The following is a 13,728-nucleotide window of genomic DNA, read 5'->3' as shown; positions in this document are numbered from 1 at the left end:
AACAGTTCATTCATCAGACGTTCATGTTGGGAGTTTCGACAATGTTCTTGAGCAGCCTTCAGCCTACCGCTTCATTCGCCTTTGCCCATGACCACGGCATGATGATGGAAAAGACCGCTATCGAAACGGAACTGAGTTACCTCCCCAACTTCGACAGCAGCAACCTCACTGTCGACGTGACCGGCGACTTCATTGTTCTTGAAGGCGTTGTCAGCTCCAGTGGCGACCATGCCCGCGTTATGCGGATCGCCCGCGAAATCGTCGGCTATGAGCGCGTTCTTTCCCGCGTCCTGGTCTGCTCGATCGAGAAGCGCTCGTAAGCATCCCATCGACTAGACGTGCAAAACCCCGCCTTGAGCGGGGTTTTTCGTTTTTGGACCCGACCATTATGAATGATCGAGCCCGAATTCTGTAAGGTGCGATCCGCGGCGACCGATGGATTTTTACGATCCTGGGTGCCTACAAACGTAGGTGGGCGCCATATGTCCAAGCCCACGGGCCTGGCCAGGGACAGCTCCCTTTGGATCGAGTATGGCCCCAGGGATTGTGGTTCCTGTCGAGAAGCGCAGAACGCATTTTCAATATAAGGCTGAAGTCGATGGCGCGCCAGTGGCATCGCGAGGCATTTTTTTCTGCAGGCTTTCAGCGACGCTGAACACCGGCGTGAGACGGTCTTAGTTCGCCGGCACACGGCCGTTGAGCTTCGCGGTCAGGCCTTCCAGCCTGGATGAAAGCTCGCTCAGGGCGGAGACGACAAGCTCGTCGCTGCGGCTCTGGTTTTCAGCGGCACCGGCGCGGTTGGATTTCAGCGACTGCACCTCGCCTTCGAGCGCACCGACCTTGCGGGTCAGCTCGGAAAGCTCATCCATGATCATGATCCCGGCCATAACCGTGATGCGAAGATCACCGATTTCGCCGAACTGGCCCTTCAGATGTCCGACATAGCGGTCGAATTGGTCGGCGAGGTCCGTCAGGTGCTGTTCCTGACCTTCTTCGCAAGCCATCCGATAGGCTTTGCCGTCGATCGTTACCGTTACCTGGGCCATCTCTTTTTCCTTACCGGTCCAGAACCGCGCGGATCGTCTCCATCGCCGTCACCAGACGGCGGGAAACCTCGCGGTTGACCTCTTCGAGACGATTGGCCCGAAACTGCGACTGATCCAGCTCCTGCGCCAGGCGCGATCGATCGGCATGCACGCGCTTGACCTCGCCTTCCATCTCGCCCTGGTCTCTTTGCTGCTCGATGCGCACATCGACGGCATTCTCCAGCCCGCTTATCGCAGCCCGAAGTTCCGAAAGCGCCAGATCCACCGTCTTTTCTGCCGGCATGCATATATCCCGTGAGGTCGCGATCGGCGCCGAATCGTACGGCAGCGCCTCGCCAACAAGCGCCGTAGACTATTCACCGCTTGAAAGCCGGTCAATAAAACACGCAGACGATACCGCATCGAACTGTGGATCGTCGCTGATCAAGGGCACTCGGCGGCGGTGCCGAAATAGCAGGCAGACTGTGCTAAACCCGATCATTATGTGCCGCCGGTGGCCCGCCTTTTGTTGACTTGCGCGCCCCACCTGATATGGATCGGACGCTTCCTGACGAGGCCCGATCATAGGGCCTGACCGACACTCGGACGATAGTGGATTAGCCATGATTTCTCGCGAACAACACGACCGGATGGCCAATGCGATCCGTTTCCTTGCCATGGATGCCGTCGAAAAGGCGAATTCCGGACACCCGGGCATGCCCATGGGCATGGCTGACGTCGCAACGGTCCTGTTTACCAAATACCTGAAATTTGACCCGACCAAGCCGCATTGGCCCGACCGCGACCGCTTTGTGCTGTCGGCCGGCCACGGCTCGATGCTGCTGTACTCGGTCCTGTATCTGACCGGCTACCCTGACATGTCCATCGACGACCTGAAGGGCTTCCGTCAGCTTGGTTCCAAGACTGCCGGACACCCGGAATATGGCCATGCGACCGGCATCGAGACCACCACTGGTCCGCTTGGCCAGGGCGTCGGCAACGCCGTCGGCATGGCAATCGCCGAACGCAAGCTGCGCGAAGAATTCGGCGCCGACCTGCAGGATCACTACACATACGTGATCAACGGCGACGGCTGCCTGATGGAAGGCATCTCCCACGAGTCGATCGCACTTGCCGGCCACCTGAAGCTGAACAAGCTGATCCTGTTCTGGGACAACAACTCGATCACCATCGACGGTGCCGTGTCGCTGTCGGACTCGACGGACCAGATCGCCCGCTTCAAGGCTGTGCACTGGAACACGATCGAGATCGACGGTCACGATCAGGCCGCCATCGCAGACGCGATCGAGCAGGCCCACAAGTCCGACCGTCCGACCTTTATCGCCTGCAAGACCACGATCGGCTTCGGTTCGCCGAACAAGGCCGGCAGCCACAAGGTTCACGGTTCGCCGCTCGGCGCCGAGGAAATTGCAGCGACCCGCAAGGCCCTGGACTGGGAATACGAACCCTTCGTCATCCCGAACGACGTCCTGTCCGACTGGCGCGAAGCCGGCGTCCGCTCTTTGGAAGCCGTCAAGGCCTGGGAAGGCCGCCTTGCAGCGTCTGCCCACAAGGCCGAATTCGACCGCCGCTTTGCCGGTGACCTCCCTGCGGGTTTCGACACTGCCATCAACGACTTCAAGAAGAAGCTTGCTGAAACCAAGCCGACCGTTGCGACCCGCAAGGCGTCAGAAGACGTTCTGGAAGTCATCAACGGTTTCGTGCCGGAAACGCTCGGCGGCTCCGCCGACCTGACGCCATCGAACAATACCAAGACCAGCCAGATGGTCTCGATCACGCCGACGGACTTCTCCGGCCGCTACATGCACTGGGGCATCCGCGAACACGGCATGGCATCCGCCATGAACGGCGTGACCCTGCATGGCGGTCTGATCCCCTATGGCGGCGGCTTCATGATCTTCTCGGACTACTGCCGTCCGCCGATCCGCCTCGCCTCCCTGATGGGCATTCGCGTCATCCACGTCCTCACGCATGACTCGATCGGCGTTGGCGAAGATGGCCCGACGCACCAGCCGGTCGAGCAGGTGGCAAGCCTTCGCGCCATCCCGAACCTGATGGTGTTCCGTCCGGCCGATGCGACTGAGACGGCCGAATGCTGGCAGATCGCGCTCGAAACCAAGGACCGTCCGTCGGCTCTTGCACTGACGCGTCAGAACCTTGCACCGGCCCGCACCGAATATTCGGAAAAGAACCTCTGCACGCTCGGCGCCTACACGCTCTCGGGCAATGCGGATGCCAAGGTCACCATCTTCGCATCCGGTTCGGAAGTCGAACTGGCGATTGCGGCGGCAAAGACACTCGAGGAAAAGGGCATCAGCACACGCGTCGTTTCCGTGCCCTGCACCGAACTGTTCTTCGAACAGCCGGACGACTATCGCCGCGAAATCCTCGGCAACTCGCCGGTCAAGATTGCGGTTGAAGCAGCTGTCCGCGAAGGCTGGGATGCCTTTATCGGTCCTGAAGGCTCGTTCGTCGGCATGAAGGGCTTTGGCGCTTCGGGTCCTGCCAAGGATGTCTTCAAGCACTTCGGCATCACGGCTGACGCCATCGTCGCCGCAGCCGATGCAAAGCTCGCCTGATCATTCAAACGACGGGGCGACGGTAAAACCGCCCGCCCCGTCCTACTGCCAAACTAATTTCTCGGGAGAACTCTATGACTGTAAAGGTTGCCATCAACGGCTTTGGCCGTATCGGCCGCAACGTCCTGCGCGCGATCGTCGAATCCGGCCGCACCGACATCGAAGTCGTCGCGATCAACGATCTCGGCCCGGTCGAGACCAATGCCCATCTTCTGCGCTACGACTCGATCCACGGCAAGTTCCCGGCGGACGTCAAGGTCGAAGGCGACACCATCATCGTTGCCGGCGGCAAGCCGATCAAGGTGACCGCGGTGCGTGACCCGGCCCAGCTGCCGCACGCCGAAATGGGCGTCGATATCGCACTTGAGTGCACCGGCATCTTCACCGCCCGTGACAAGGCCGCCGCCCACCTGACGGCCGGCGCCAAGCGCGTCATCATCTCGGCTCCCGGCGACAATGCCGACCTCACGGTCGTGTTCGGCGTCAACGACGATCAGCTGACCAAGGACCACCTGGTCATCTCCAACGCATCCTGCACCACGAACTGCCTGGTTCCGGTCGTGAAGGTGCTGAACGACGCCGTCGGCATCGACCACGGCTTCATGACGACGATCCATTCCTACACCGGCGACCAGCCGACCCTCGACACGATGCACAAGGACCTCTACCGCGCCCGTGCAGCGGCTCTGTCGATGATCCCGACTTCGACCGGTGCAGCCAAGGCCGTCGGCCTCGTTCTGCCGGAACTGAAGGGCAAGCTCGACGGCACGTCGATCCGCGTTCCGACCCCGAACGTCTCGGTCGTCGACTTCAACTTCGTCGCCAAGCGCGCCACGACGGTTGCCGAAATCAACGACGCCATCAAGTCTGCCGCCGACGGCAAGCTGAAGGGCATCCTCGGCTACACAGACGAGCCGCTGGTTTCCCGCGACTTCAACCACGATAGCCACTCCTCGATCTTCGCTTTCGACCAGACAAAGGTTCTCGAAGGCACGTTCGTGCGCATCCTGACCTGGTACGACAACGAGTGGGGCTTCTCCAACCGCATGTCGGATACCGCTGTTGCCATGGGCAAGCTGATCTAAAGAAAGCGCGTATGCCGGTTCTCAAGGACCGGTCTTGATGCTCGGGCTTTTAACCCCCTCCCCTTAAAGGAGGGGGTTTTGCGTTATAGGACATGGTCGGGAGAGAGGTCGCCCGCGCGAAAATCCTCAGGACGCTGTGAACTTCACCGTCACGCCGCGCTGGCGAAAATAGGCCTGCATCAGCTTGCGGCCCTGACGATTGTTCTGCACGATCCGCGCCGGGTCGAACTCGGCTTCCTTCTGGCCAGCCTGGGTCAGCGCTGCCTTGAGGGTGGCGATATGCGTGTCGAGATCGGCATTGTTGTCCTGAAGCGATTCATAAATGCGGTTTGTCGCTTCGGCTACGGTCGGTTCGCTCATGTCATGCTCCAGTCATTTGTTTCGCCGGCGCTTAGCACACTTTCTGGCACGACCCAATTGCGATCATGACTGCCGGCGTCGGTACATACCCCATCTGAGGAATGTTACTTTTCGTGAGGGTGGAAACCACGCAGTATCCTAGCACGTATTGGCTTTGGACAGACGAACGCCGGCACCACCTGGAGATACGCCATGTTTCTGCGACGCCAATTGCTGATCGCCTCCGCTCTAGCCCTGACCAGCAATGCAAGGGCGCAATCCGATCCGTGGGCAGAGCTTCGCACTGGCGCGGCTCTGGTGCTGCTTCGCCACGCGATTGCACCCGGAACCGGCGATCCGGCGAATTTTGCGGTCAATGATTGCAGCACGCAGCGCAATCTCTCCGCGCAGGGCATCGCTCAGGCGGGCCGGATCGGCACGCTCTTCCGGGAGAAGGGCGTGGCGCAGGCGCGGGTCTTTTCCAGCCAGTGGTGCCGCTGCCTCGATACCGCTAAAGGTCTTGGTCTTGGACCGGTCGAGCCGCAGCCGCTGCTCAACTCGTTTTTCGGCAGTCCCGAAGATGGCAGGCCGCAGACGCAGGCCCTGCGCGCCTGGATGACGGGCTTGCCGCCCGGCCGGCCGGTTGTGCTGGTCACCCACCAGGTCAACATAACCGGGCTTACCAACATCGTTCCTGCCAGCGGCGAACTCCTGTTCGTCACGGCACGTGCGGCCGATCCACTGACGGTGATCGGCAGGGTCGCCGCTGAGTAATAGCAGCGAAGGGAAATGCTTTTCGCTCCTTAGACCTGCGCTGCGAGCAGCTCTTCGGCGTGTCCGCGACCAAACCAACCTTCACGACGTGCTGACCGACAATGACGCCATCGTGGCCGAGGTCGCTGCCGGACCGGCCTGCGCCAACCATTCACTTCGCACCGGCGTGATTTTTCTAAGCCCCGGCCCTTCTCTTGCCGGATTTGTTCCCGTCTATTTGAATATGCACATCGAATCGCCCGGCCACTGACCGGGATCTGCTCCATGGCTATCTTGCCGCATCGCGGCAGCGGCACAGGATTCGGCAATCGCCGGGCCTGATGGATGGATTTCCGTAAACGGCGGCAAGAGGAAGGACGGGGACTTTGGAGGCTTTCTACATCATCCTGCTGGTCGGCACGGTTCTGGTGTTGGCTGCGGCCTTTTCCAGCCTGCTTGCCTTCCGGTTCGGCGCTCCCCTGCTTCTCGTCTTCCTATCGATCGGCCTGCTCGCCGGTGTCGATGGTCTTGGCATCCGCTTCGAGAACTACTCCTTCACCTTCATGCTGGGGTCGTTGGCGCTCGCCATCATCCTGTTCGACAGCGGCTTCGGCACCTCGCTCCACTCCTTCCGAATAGCCGCGGTTCCGGCGCTGACGCTCGCGTCCGTCGGCGTGCTGTTGACCGCCGGCGTCTTCGGCGTCGCGGCGAAGTATTTCCTAGGCTTCAGCTGGCTCGAAGGCTTTCTGCTCGGGTCGATCGTCGCTTCGACTGATGCCGCCGCGGTGTTCTTCCTGCTGCGCATCGGCGGCATCAACATACGTGACAAGGTGCGCTCGACGCTCGAAGTCGAATCCGGCACCAACGACCCGATGGCGATCTTCCTGACGATCGCGCTGTCCGAGCTTTTGGCCACCGGCCAGGGCTTCGGCGGCCTCGACCTGCATTTCGCCGTCATGTTCCTCGAGGAAATGGGGCTCGGCGTAATCTTCGGCCTGCTCGGCGGCTTGATGATCGTCTGGGTCCTGAACCGCTTCACCTCCGATCGGGGTCTGGCGCCAATCCTCGTCCTGACGCTTGCCCTGCTCGTGTTCGCCTTTACCGGCGCGATGGGCGGCAGCGGCTTCCTTGCGGTCTATGTGGCCGGCATCTACTCGGGCAATCGCAAGATGTTTGCCAAGCACCAGATCACGCGCTTCAACGAGGGGCTGACGTGGCTGGCGCAGATCATCATGTTCCTGGTGCTCGGCCTGCTCGCGACACCATCCCAGTTCCCGATCCTGCTCGTGCCGGCGATCGGTCTGGCGCTGTTCCTGATTTTCGTCGCCCGCCCGATTGCCGTGTGGATCAGCCTGATGGCCTATGACTTCACGCAGCAGGAAATCGGTTTTCTCTCCTGGGTCGGCCTGCGCGGTGCGGTTTCCATCCTGCTCGCCATCACGCCGATCCTGTCCGGCGCCGAAAACGGGTCCGTCTTTTTCAACGTCACCTTCATCATCGTGCTCGTCTCGCTTCTTCTCCAGGGTTGGACGATCAAGCCGGTGGCGCGGTATCTCGGGTTGATCATCCCGCCGCGGATCGGCGCCGTCGACAAGCTGGAACTCGACCTTCCCGGCAAGGCGACCCATGAACTGATCTCTTACCGCGTCCTGAAAGACAGCCCGATCCTGTCCGGCGAACGCATTCCCCGCTGGGCCATGCCGTCGCTGGTCATCCGCGACGGCCGCAGCCTGCGTTACCAGTATGCCGGACGCCTGCGGGAGAACGATCAGGTCTATCTGTTCGTGACGCCGAACTACACGAAACTGCTCGATCGGCTGTTTGCGAGCCGCGTGCCTGTCGATGATGACGATGCCGAGTTCTTCGGCGCCTTCGCCATCTCGCCGACACGGCCCGCAACCGAACTGGACCTCGCCTATGGTCCGGGCCTGCTCTCGGCAACCGAGCAGGCAATGACGATCGGCGAACTGATGCATTCCAGGCTGGGCGGCAAGACGGAATATGCCGACCGCATGCGCTTCGGCTCGATCGTGCTGATCGTGCGGGAAACCGACGAGCTGGACCATGTCACCAAAATTGGCGTCTCGCTGGAACCGGTGGAGCCTGCAACCAAGCTGCCGATCTTCATCAATATGCGCGAAATCGCACACCGGATAAGGGACCAGATCCGCAAGTATCGCGGCAAACCGGTCCCCGGCCGCCCCTCCGCCTGAACGTCGGACGGCCTCTCGACGACGGCGCCCAGGTCATTTCGTTGAACCGACAGCCTTGCGCCGTCGGACAAGAATAGTATGGTCCCGCCACCCTTTATCAAGCAACGGGATCAGTACCATGCCGGCCTTCAAGACCCTCGACGACCTCACCGATATCGCAGGTAAGCGCATTCTCGTCCGCGTCGACCTCAACGTTCCCGTGAGCGACGGCAAGGTGACGGACGCAACCCGTATCGAGCGCGTTGCGCCGACGATCACGGAACTGTCGAAGAAGGGCGCCAAGGTCATTCTGCTTGCCCATTTCGGCCGCCCCAAGGGCGAACCGGTCGCCGACATGTCGCTGTCGCAGATCGTCATGGCCGTCAATCAGGTGCTCGGTCAGAAGATCCTCTTCGCATCCGACTGCATCGGCCCTGAAGCCGAAGATGCGGTTGCCTCGATGAAGAACGGCGATGTCCTGCTTCTCGAAAACACCCGCTTCCACACGGGCGAGGAAAAGAACGACAGCGGCTTTACCGAAGAACTGGCGAAGAACGGCGACATCTATGTCAACGACGCCTTCTCGGCCGCACACCGTGCCCATGCCTCCACGGAAGGTCTTGCCCACCGCCTGCCCGCCTATGCCGGCCGCACCATGCAGGCTGAACTTGAAGCACTGGAAAAGGGCCTCGGCGCCCCTGCCCGCCCGGTCGTCGCCATCGTCGGCGGCGCCAAGGTCTCCAGCAAGATTGATCTGCTGCAGAACCTGGTCAAGAAGGTGGATGCGCTGGTGATCGGCGGCGGCATGGCCAACACGTTCATTGCCGCACAGGGCATCGATGTCGGCAAGTCGCTTTGCGAGCATGACCTTGCAGACACTGCCCGCGCCATCATGGCGGAAGCCGAAGCGTCCGGCTGCACCATCGTGCTGCCGACAGACGGCGTCGTGGCACGCGAGTTCAAGGCGAATGCCGCAAACGAAACCGTCGCGATCGATGCCATCCCGTCTGACGCGATGATGCTCGACGTCGGCCCGAAATCCGTCGAAGCCGTCAACGAATGGATCGGCAAGGCCTCGACGCTGGTCTGGAACGGCCCGCTCGGCGCCTTCGAGATCACCCCGTTCGACACAGCGACCGTCTCCGCTGCAAAATTCGCAGCCGCTGAGACGAAGGCCGGCAGGCTGGTTTCAGTCGCCGGTGGCGGCGATACGGTGGCAGCACTCAACCATGCAGGCGTGGCCGACGATTTCTCCTACGTCTCGACCGCAGGCGGCGCCTTTCTGGAATGGATGGAAGGCAAGGAACTGCCCGGCGTTTCGGTTCTGACAAAGGCCTGATCGGCCAGCGTTCGGAGAATGCCTCTTGGTGGGTCAGAGGCGCGGGACATAGGCTTCCGCGCCCGATCGGCAAGGCGGATTTAAAGAAATTCAATATTTTAAACGATTGAAACGATTTCAATCGTTTCAATGGCTTAGAGCATCATTTCCCTTTAAAAGAACTTCTGTTATCGGCGGGAGAGAACTTCGGATATGCTCTTCAATATCGGGCTCTCCGAAGATTGAATGGGCACACGCGCGCAACGCGCCATTGTGAGGGATAGGAGCGATTATGGTAGACGCGAAGATGTTGGACAAAGTCAGGTCGGCGCCCGGTTTCATTGCGGCGCTTGATCAGAGCGGTGGTTCGACACCCAAAGCGCTGCTGCTCTACGGCATTGCCGAAACCGAATACCAGGGCGACGAAGAGATGTTTCGCCTGATGCACGCCATGCGCGCCCGCATCATGAAGGCACCGGCCTTTACAGGCGACAAGGTTGTCGGCGCCATCCTGTTCGAGCGCACCATGGATGGCGATGTCGATGGCGAACCTGTTCCCTCCTACCTCTGGGAAAAGCGCGGCGTCGTGCCTTTCCTGAAGATTGACAAGGGCCTCGCTGCCGAAGAAAACGGCGTGCAACTGATGAAGCCGATGCCTGATCTCGACGCTCTCCTGATCCGCGGCCGCGAAAAGGGAATTTTCGGTACAAAGATGCGCTCGGTGATTGCCTCTGCCGACAAGGCCGGCATCGCTGACGTCGTGCAGCAGCAGTTCGAAGTCGCGCGCCAGATCATCGCACAGGGCCTCGTTCCGATCATCGAACCGGAGATCCTCATTAACAGCCCGACCAAGGCTGAAGCTGAGACCATCCTGCGCGACGAGATCGCCCAGCAGCTCGACACGCTCGGTCCGGGCGAAGACGTGATGCTGAAGGTAACGATCCCAACGGTCGCCGACTTCTATGCGGATCTTGCCGCTCACAAGTCGGTCGTTCGCCTCGTCGCCCTGTCCGGCGGCTACAGCCGTGCCGACGCCTGCGAAAAGCTCAGCCACAACCGCGACATGATCGCGAGCTTCTCGCGCGCGCTCACCGAAAACCTGCGCGTATCGATGAGCGATGCAGATTTCGACGCGAGCCTGGCTGAAACCATCGACGGGATCTATTCCGCGAGCGTCAACAAGGCCTGATGCTCTAACCCTGATGCTGCGGCATCGGGAACACGAACCTGGAAAAGGCCGCCTCAGCTTTAATAGCTCTGGCCCTTTTCATGGGAGGAAGAGGCCGCACCGGGGGGTGCGGCCTTTCTCGTTTCCAGACCCTGCCCAGACAATCAGGATTGATGTCTTCCATCAAAACCATTGTCTGGTGATGGGAGATCGCAGGCTCTAGAAGTGGGGCCTCAACTGGGGAGCCTGTCCATGCCTGTTGCCGATTTCGTCACCGTCGATGTCTTTACCGACCAGCGCTTCTTCGGCAATCCGCTTGCGGTCATCACAGACGCCCGCGGCCTTTCGGGCGATGAGATGCAGGCGATCGCAACGGAGTTCGGCTATTCCGAAACCACGTTCGTGCTCCCACCGGACAATCCAGCCAACACGGCGCGCGTGCGCATCTTCACGCCGACGACAGAGGTTCCCTTTGCCGGCCATCCGAATGTCGGAACTGCCTTCGTCCTTGGAAACCTGCCCGACCTGTTCGGCAACGCTTCAGGCAACACGCTCCGCTTCGAGGAAATCGCCGGACTGGTCGAGATCGACCTGATCCGGGAGGGCGATGTGGTTGTCGGCGCAACCATCCGGGCACCGCGGCCACTTGAACTGGGCGCCGAGATCGAACCTGAACGTATCGCCGACTGCGTATCCATCGGCGTCGGGCATGTCGTCACGCACAATCACGCACCCGTCTTCGCATCGGTCGGCTTGCCATTCGCAATTGCTGAGTTGGACGGCCTGCAGGCGCTCGCCGCGGCCAGGCCGGATCTCACGTCATTCCATCGCGCGGCCGAGATCAGCCCGGGCGATCAGATGGAGTTTTCGCTGTTTCTCTATGTCCGTGATGCCAAGGATCCCCTGCATATCCGTGCCCGCATGTTCGCACCGCTCGACAATGTGCCGGAAGACCCGGCAACGGGTAGCGCGTCTGCAGCGCTCGGCGCGTTCCTTGCGATGCTTGACCCTGAAACCGACGCCGATATCCGCATGACCGTCGAACAGGGTGTGGAGATGGGCCGCCGCAGCGTGATCGACCTCGCCATGGTCAAAAGACAGGGTCGCGTCACCGATGTGCGGATCAGCGGAAGCTGCGTGAAGGTGATGAGCGGCCGGATCGAGCTGTAATCAGCCGACGAACTCGCGCAGCAGCAGTGCCACGGACCAGAGCGCGAAGGCGACCAGCGCCAGCTTCCAGAAATCCATTCGGCGCCTGAGGCCCGGGAGGTTCAATGGCTTGATGATCTGCACGACCATGGCCAGCATCAACAGGACGGAGATTGTTTTTGTCATCTGTCTTTCGTCACTGTTTCAAAGGCTCGCCACAGGCTGGACATTTTTGCTCTCCACCACAGTTAGACCGGGAGGAGAATCGGGGTCTGTTGCGTCATGATCTCTGATCTGCCTTACCTTCGTTAACGTCCTGTGCCGGTCTGCGCAACATCGCTCCGGCACGGCACGGCGGATCACCGACCACGAAGAGAGCTGACAGTATAGACGATGAGCCGTAATCTCCTTCCCGTTCTCGCCCTCCTCACTGGTACGCTCTTTCTGTTCCTCGGCAATGGCCTGCAGGGTCTTTTGTTGCCGGTGCGCGGTTCGATCGAAGGTTACTCGAACGAGGTTCTCGGCCTCCTCGGCACAACCTGGGCCTCAGGCTTCGTCATCGGTTGCTTCGTGGCACCGAATGTCGTGCGCCGCATCGGGCACGTTCGCGCCTTCTCCGGCTTCCTGGCCCTGATCTGCCTTAACGTGCTTATGACCGGCCTGCTGGTCGATGACGTCGCGTGGCTCATCCTGCGGGCAATCACCGGCTTTTGCACTGCCGGTACGTCGATGATCATCGAAAGCTGGCTCAACGAACGTGCCACACCGGAAAACCGGGGCACGATCTTTTCCTTCTATATCTCCATCACCCTGTTCGGCGTTGTCGGTGGCCAGTTGATGGTGCCGTTTGCCGATGTGACGCTGCCGACGCTGTTCATGGTCTGCGGCATCCTCTACTCGATCGCCGCCCTGCCGACGACGCTGTCCAAGGCTGCGTCACCACAACCGCTGAAACGCGCGCGGCTGGATCTCAAGGGACTGTTTCGAAACTCGCCGATCTCCTGCGTAGGCATTCTCTTGGTCGGCATCGCCAACGGCGCCTATGGCACCCTCGGCGCCGTGTTCGCCACCAAGGTCGGCCTCGACAAGGGATCGGTCGCCGCAATGGTCTCGATCACCATCTTTGCCGGCGCGATCATGCAGTTTCCGGCGGGCCGGTTGTCGGACAGGCTGGATCGCCGTCATGTCCTTGCAGTCCTCTCCGGCGTCAGTGCGCTGGCAGGCCTTGCCGTTGTGCTGGTTGCGCCGACCAACGTCTACACGATCGTTATCCTCGTCGCGACCTACGGCGCCGCCGCGAACGCGCTCTACCCGATCGCCGTTGCCCATGCCAACGACTTCGCCCAGCCCGAGGACTTCGTAAAGGTCTCCGGCGGCCTGTTGCTTCTTTACGGCATCGGGACGATCATCGGCCCGACGCTCGGAGGTCCTGTCATGACCTGGGCCGGCCCGCACGCTTTGTTTGGCGTCACGGCTGTCGCCCATCTGATGATCACTGTCTATGCGATTGTCCGAAGCCGGCAGCGCGCACCCGTCCCTGCCGGCGAACGCGATGCCTACACGACGGTGACAGGAACCAACGGACCACTCGCGACACCCGAGGGCCTCTCGCTCGATCCGCGCGCAAGACCCAAGGATGCAGCCGCGTCTGAACAGCAGACGACGCCATAACGGCCAAGGAGGCTTGAAATGTCATTTCTCGACGACGACCGCCCGAAGAAACCCGCAGCCCACGAGATCGGCGCCGATCTTTCGCTGCTCTCTGCGGACGAACTGCAGACGCGCATCACCATCCTGCAGGAAGAGATCGCGAGACTGGAAGCGGAGAAGGCGAGGAAGGCTGAGGGTCGCAAGGCCGCTGACAGCTTTTTCCGGACCTGATGTGCCGGACTAAGAATAAACCGCAAAACCACGACCAATCTTAAGCAAACATTAATCATTAACAGAGAATATAGCGATGTTCGGTTCTGCCGGACTCAGACAGTTTCACCGCTCGGCGAATGGTCTGATTTCTCCCTGTTTTACCTTGAGAGCCGCTTTTGCGGCTCTTTTTTTTGGCTGTCGGTCTGTACAGGCTCACGCAGCCATCAAAAACCCGT

At 60.7% G+C, this 13,728-nt stretch carries 15 protein-coding genes and 1 other RNA gene; 11 read left to right on the top strand and 5 right to left on the bottom strand.

Annotated features, from left to right (window positions below):
* Window positions 1-41: 41 nt before the first annotated feature.
* Complete coding sequence (locus AC0JZ8_RS09675; RefSeq protein ID WP_062460811.1) at window positions 42-320, top strand: BON domain-containing protein; 279 nt, start codon at window positions 42-44, stop codon at window positions 318-320.
* A gap of 96 nt (window positions 321-416) precedes the next feature.
* Here the strand turns inward: AC0JZ8_RS09675 and ssrS are convergent.
* The 3 genes from ssrS to AC0JZ8_RS09660 all read right to left on the bottom strand — a co-directional run bounded on the left by ssrS (window position 417) and on the right by AC0JZ8_RS09660 (window position 1,329).
* Window positions 417-575, bottom strand: a non-coding RNA gene (gene ssrS / locus AC0JZ8_RS09670) — 6S RNA.
* Window positions 576-674: 99 nt separating this feature from the next.
* Window positions 675-1,046, bottom strand: a complete 372-nt coding sequence (locus AC0JZ8_RS09665; RefSeq protein WP_062460814.1) for a cell division protein ZapA — start codon at window positions 1,044-1,046, stop codon at window positions 675-677.
* 10 nt (window positions 1,047-1,056) lie between these two features.
* Entirely contained in the window at window positions 1,057-1,329 is a 273-nt protein-coding gene (locus AC0JZ8_RS09660) for a DUF4164 domain-containing protein (protein WP_062460818.1), read from the bottom strand.
* A 319-nt stretch (window positions 1,330-1,648) separates the two neighbouring features.
* On the opposite strand from AC0JZ8_RS09660, the gene tkt reads away from it, so the two are divergent.
* Both tkt and gap read left to right on the top strand, forming a co-directional pair.
* Window positions 1,649-3,625 (top strand): transketolase, encoded by a 1,977-nt coding sequence (tkt, locus tag AC0JZ8_RS09655; RefSeq protein ID WP_471892375.1) that lies wholly within the window; start codon window positions 1,649-1,651, stop codon window positions 3,623-3,625.
* A gap of 74 nt (window positions 3,626-3,699) precedes the next feature.
* The gene (gap, locus tag AC0JZ8_RS09650) at window positions 3,700-4,710 is read left to right on the top strand and encodes a type I glyceraldehyde-3-phosphate dehydrogenase (RefSeq protein WP_062460824.1); all 1,011 of its coding nucleotides are present in this window, start codon (window positions 3,700-3,702) and stop codon (window positions 4,708-4,710) included.
* A 126-nt stretch (window positions 4,711-4,836) separates the two neighbouring features.
* Here gap and AC0JZ8_RS09645 read toward each other — a convergent pair whose 3' ends face one another.
* The gene (locus AC0JZ8_RS09645) at window positions 4,837-5,070 is read right to left on the bottom strand and encodes a hypothetical protein (protein WP_471892374.1); all 234 of its coding nucleotides are present in this window, start codon (window positions 5,068-5,070) and stop codon (window positions 4,837-4,839) included.
* Between the two features lie 192 nt (window positions 5,071-5,262).
* Here AC0JZ8_RS09645 and AC0JZ8_RS09640 point away from each other — a divergent pair, with 192 nt between their 5' ends.
* The 6 genes from AC0JZ8_RS09640 to AC0JZ8_RS09615 all read left to right on the top strand — a co-directional run bounded on the left by AC0JZ8_RS09640 (window position 5,263) and on the right by AC0JZ8_RS09615 (window position 11,650).
* Window positions 5,263-5,823 (top strand): histidine phosphatase family protein, encoded by a 561-nt coding sequence (locus AC0JZ8_RS09640; RefSeq protein ID WP_471892373.1) that lies wholly within the window; start codon window positions 5,263-5,265, stop codon window positions 5,821-5,823.
* Between the two features lie 88 nt (window positions 5,824-5,911).
* A complete protein-coding gene (locus tag AC0JZ8_RS09635; protein ID WP_162763059.1) occupies window positions 5,912-6,073 on the top strand; it encodes a hypothetical protein in 162 nt (53 codons plus the stop codon).
* Window positions 6,074-6,188: 115 nt separating this feature from the next.
* A complete protein-coding gene (locus tag AC0JZ8_RS09630) occupies window positions 6,189-8,015 on the top strand; it encodes a potassium/proton antiporter (protein ID WP_062460829.1) in 1,827 nt (608 codons plus the stop codon).
* 118 nt (window positions 8,016-8,133) lie between these two features.
* A complete protein-coding gene (locus tag AC0JZ8_RS09625) occupies window positions 8,134-9,333 on the top strand; it encodes a phosphoglycerate kinase (protein WP_471892372.1) in 1,200 nt (399 codons plus the stop codon).
* Between the two features lie 271 nt (window positions 9,334-9,604).
* Entirely contained in the window at window positions 9,605-10,501 is an 897-nt protein-coding gene (locus AC0JZ8_RS09620) for a fructose bisphosphate aldolase (RefSeq protein ID WP_113109778.1), read from the top strand.
* Between the two features lie 231 nt (window positions 10,502-10,732).
* A complete protein-coding gene (locus tag AC0JZ8_RS09615) occupies window positions 10,733-11,650 on the top strand; it encodes a PhzF family phenazine biosynthesis protein (RefSeq protein ID WP_471892371.1) in 918 nt (305 codons plus the stop codon).
* Here AC0JZ8_RS09615 and AC0JZ8_RS09610 read toward each other — a convergent pair whose 3' ends face one another.
* Complete coding sequence (locus AC0JZ8_RS09610) at window positions 11,651-11,815, bottom strand: hypothetical protein (protein ID WP_092659869.1); 165 nt, start codon at window positions 11,813-11,815, stop codon at window positions 11,651-11,653.
* Between the two features lie 207 nt (window positions 11,816-12,022).
* On the opposite strand from AC0JZ8_RS09610, the gene AC0JZ8_RS09605 reads away from it, so the two are divergent.
* Both AC0JZ8_RS09605 and AC0JZ8_RS09600 read left to right on the top strand, forming a co-directional pair.
* Window positions 12,023-13,300: an MFS transporter gene (locus AC0JZ8_RS09605; protein WP_062582392.1), complete on the top strand. Its 1,278-nt coding sequence runs from the start codon at window positions 12,023-12,025 to the stop codon at window positions 13,298-13,300.
* Window positions 13,301-13,318: 18 nt separating this feature from the next.
* On the top strand, window positions 13,319-13,510 hold the full coding sequence (locus tag AC0JZ8_RS09600) for a DUF1192 domain-containing protein (RefSeq protein WP_062460843.1): 192 nt from the start codon (window positions 13,319-13,321) through the stop codon (window positions 13,508-13,510).
* Window positions 13,511-13,728 lie beyond the last annotated feature (218 nt).

This window comes from Velazquezella soli (assembly GCF_977018685.1).
Note: the sequence above shows the minus strand (reverse complement) of the source record. Positions and strands in the feature narration are given on the sequence as shown.

Bases quoted from the DNA above. Each gene is read 5' to 3' on its own strand.
- AC0JZ8_RS09615 (WP_471892371.1), top strand. From the start codon at position 10,733: ATGCCTGTTGCCGATTTCGTCACCGTCGATGTCTTTACCGACCAGCGC.
- AC0JZ8_RS09620 (WP_113109778.1), top strand. From the start codon at position 9,605: ATGGTAGACGCGAAGATGTTGGACAAAGTCAGGTCGGCGCCCGGTTTC.
- AC0JZ8_RS09645 (WP_471892374.1), bottom strand. From the start codon at position 5,070: ATGAGCGAACCGACCGTAGCCGAAGCGACAAACCGCATTTATGAATCG.
- AC0JZ8_RS09600 (WP_062460843.1), top strand. From the start codon at position 13,319: ATGTCATTTCTCGACGACGACCGCCCGAAGAAACCCGCAGCCCACGAG.
- AC0JZ8_RS09625 (WP_471892372.1), top strand. From the start codon at position 8,134: ATGCCGGCCTTCAAGACCCTCGACGACCTCACCGATATCGCAGGTAAG.
- AC0JZ8_RS09610 (WP_092659869.1), bottom strand. From the start codon at position 11,815: ATGACAAAAACAATCTCCGTCCTGTTGATGCTGGCCATGGTCGTGCAG.
- AC0JZ8_RS09640 (WP_471892373.1), top strand. From the start codon at position 5,263: ATGTTTCTGCGACGCCAATTGCTGATCGCCTCCGCTCTAGCCCTGACC.
- tkt (WP_471892375.1), top strand. From the start codon at position 1,649: ATGATTTCTCGCGAACAACACGACCGGATGGCCAATGCGATCCGTTTC.
- AC0JZ8_RS09660 (WP_062460818.1), bottom strand. From the start codon at position 1,329: ATGCCGGCAGAAAAGACGGTGGATCTGGCGCTTTCGGAACTTCGGGCT.
- AC0JZ8_RS09675 (WP_062460811.1), top strand. From the start codon at position 42: ATGTTCTTGAGCAGCCTTCAGCCTACCGCTTCATTCGCCTTTGCCCAT.
- AC0JZ8_RS09605 (WP_062582392.1), top strand. From the start codon at position 12,023: ATGAGCCGTAATCTCCTTCCCGTTCTCGCCCTCCTCACTGGTACGCTC.
- AC0JZ8_RS09665 (WP_062460814.1), bottom strand. From the start codon at position 1,046: ATGGCCCAGGTAACGGTAACGATCGACGGCAAAGCCTATCGGATGGCT.
- gap (WP_062460824.1), top strand. From the start codon at position 3,700: ATGACTGTAAAGGTTGCCATCAACGGCTTTGGCCGTATCGGCCGCAAC.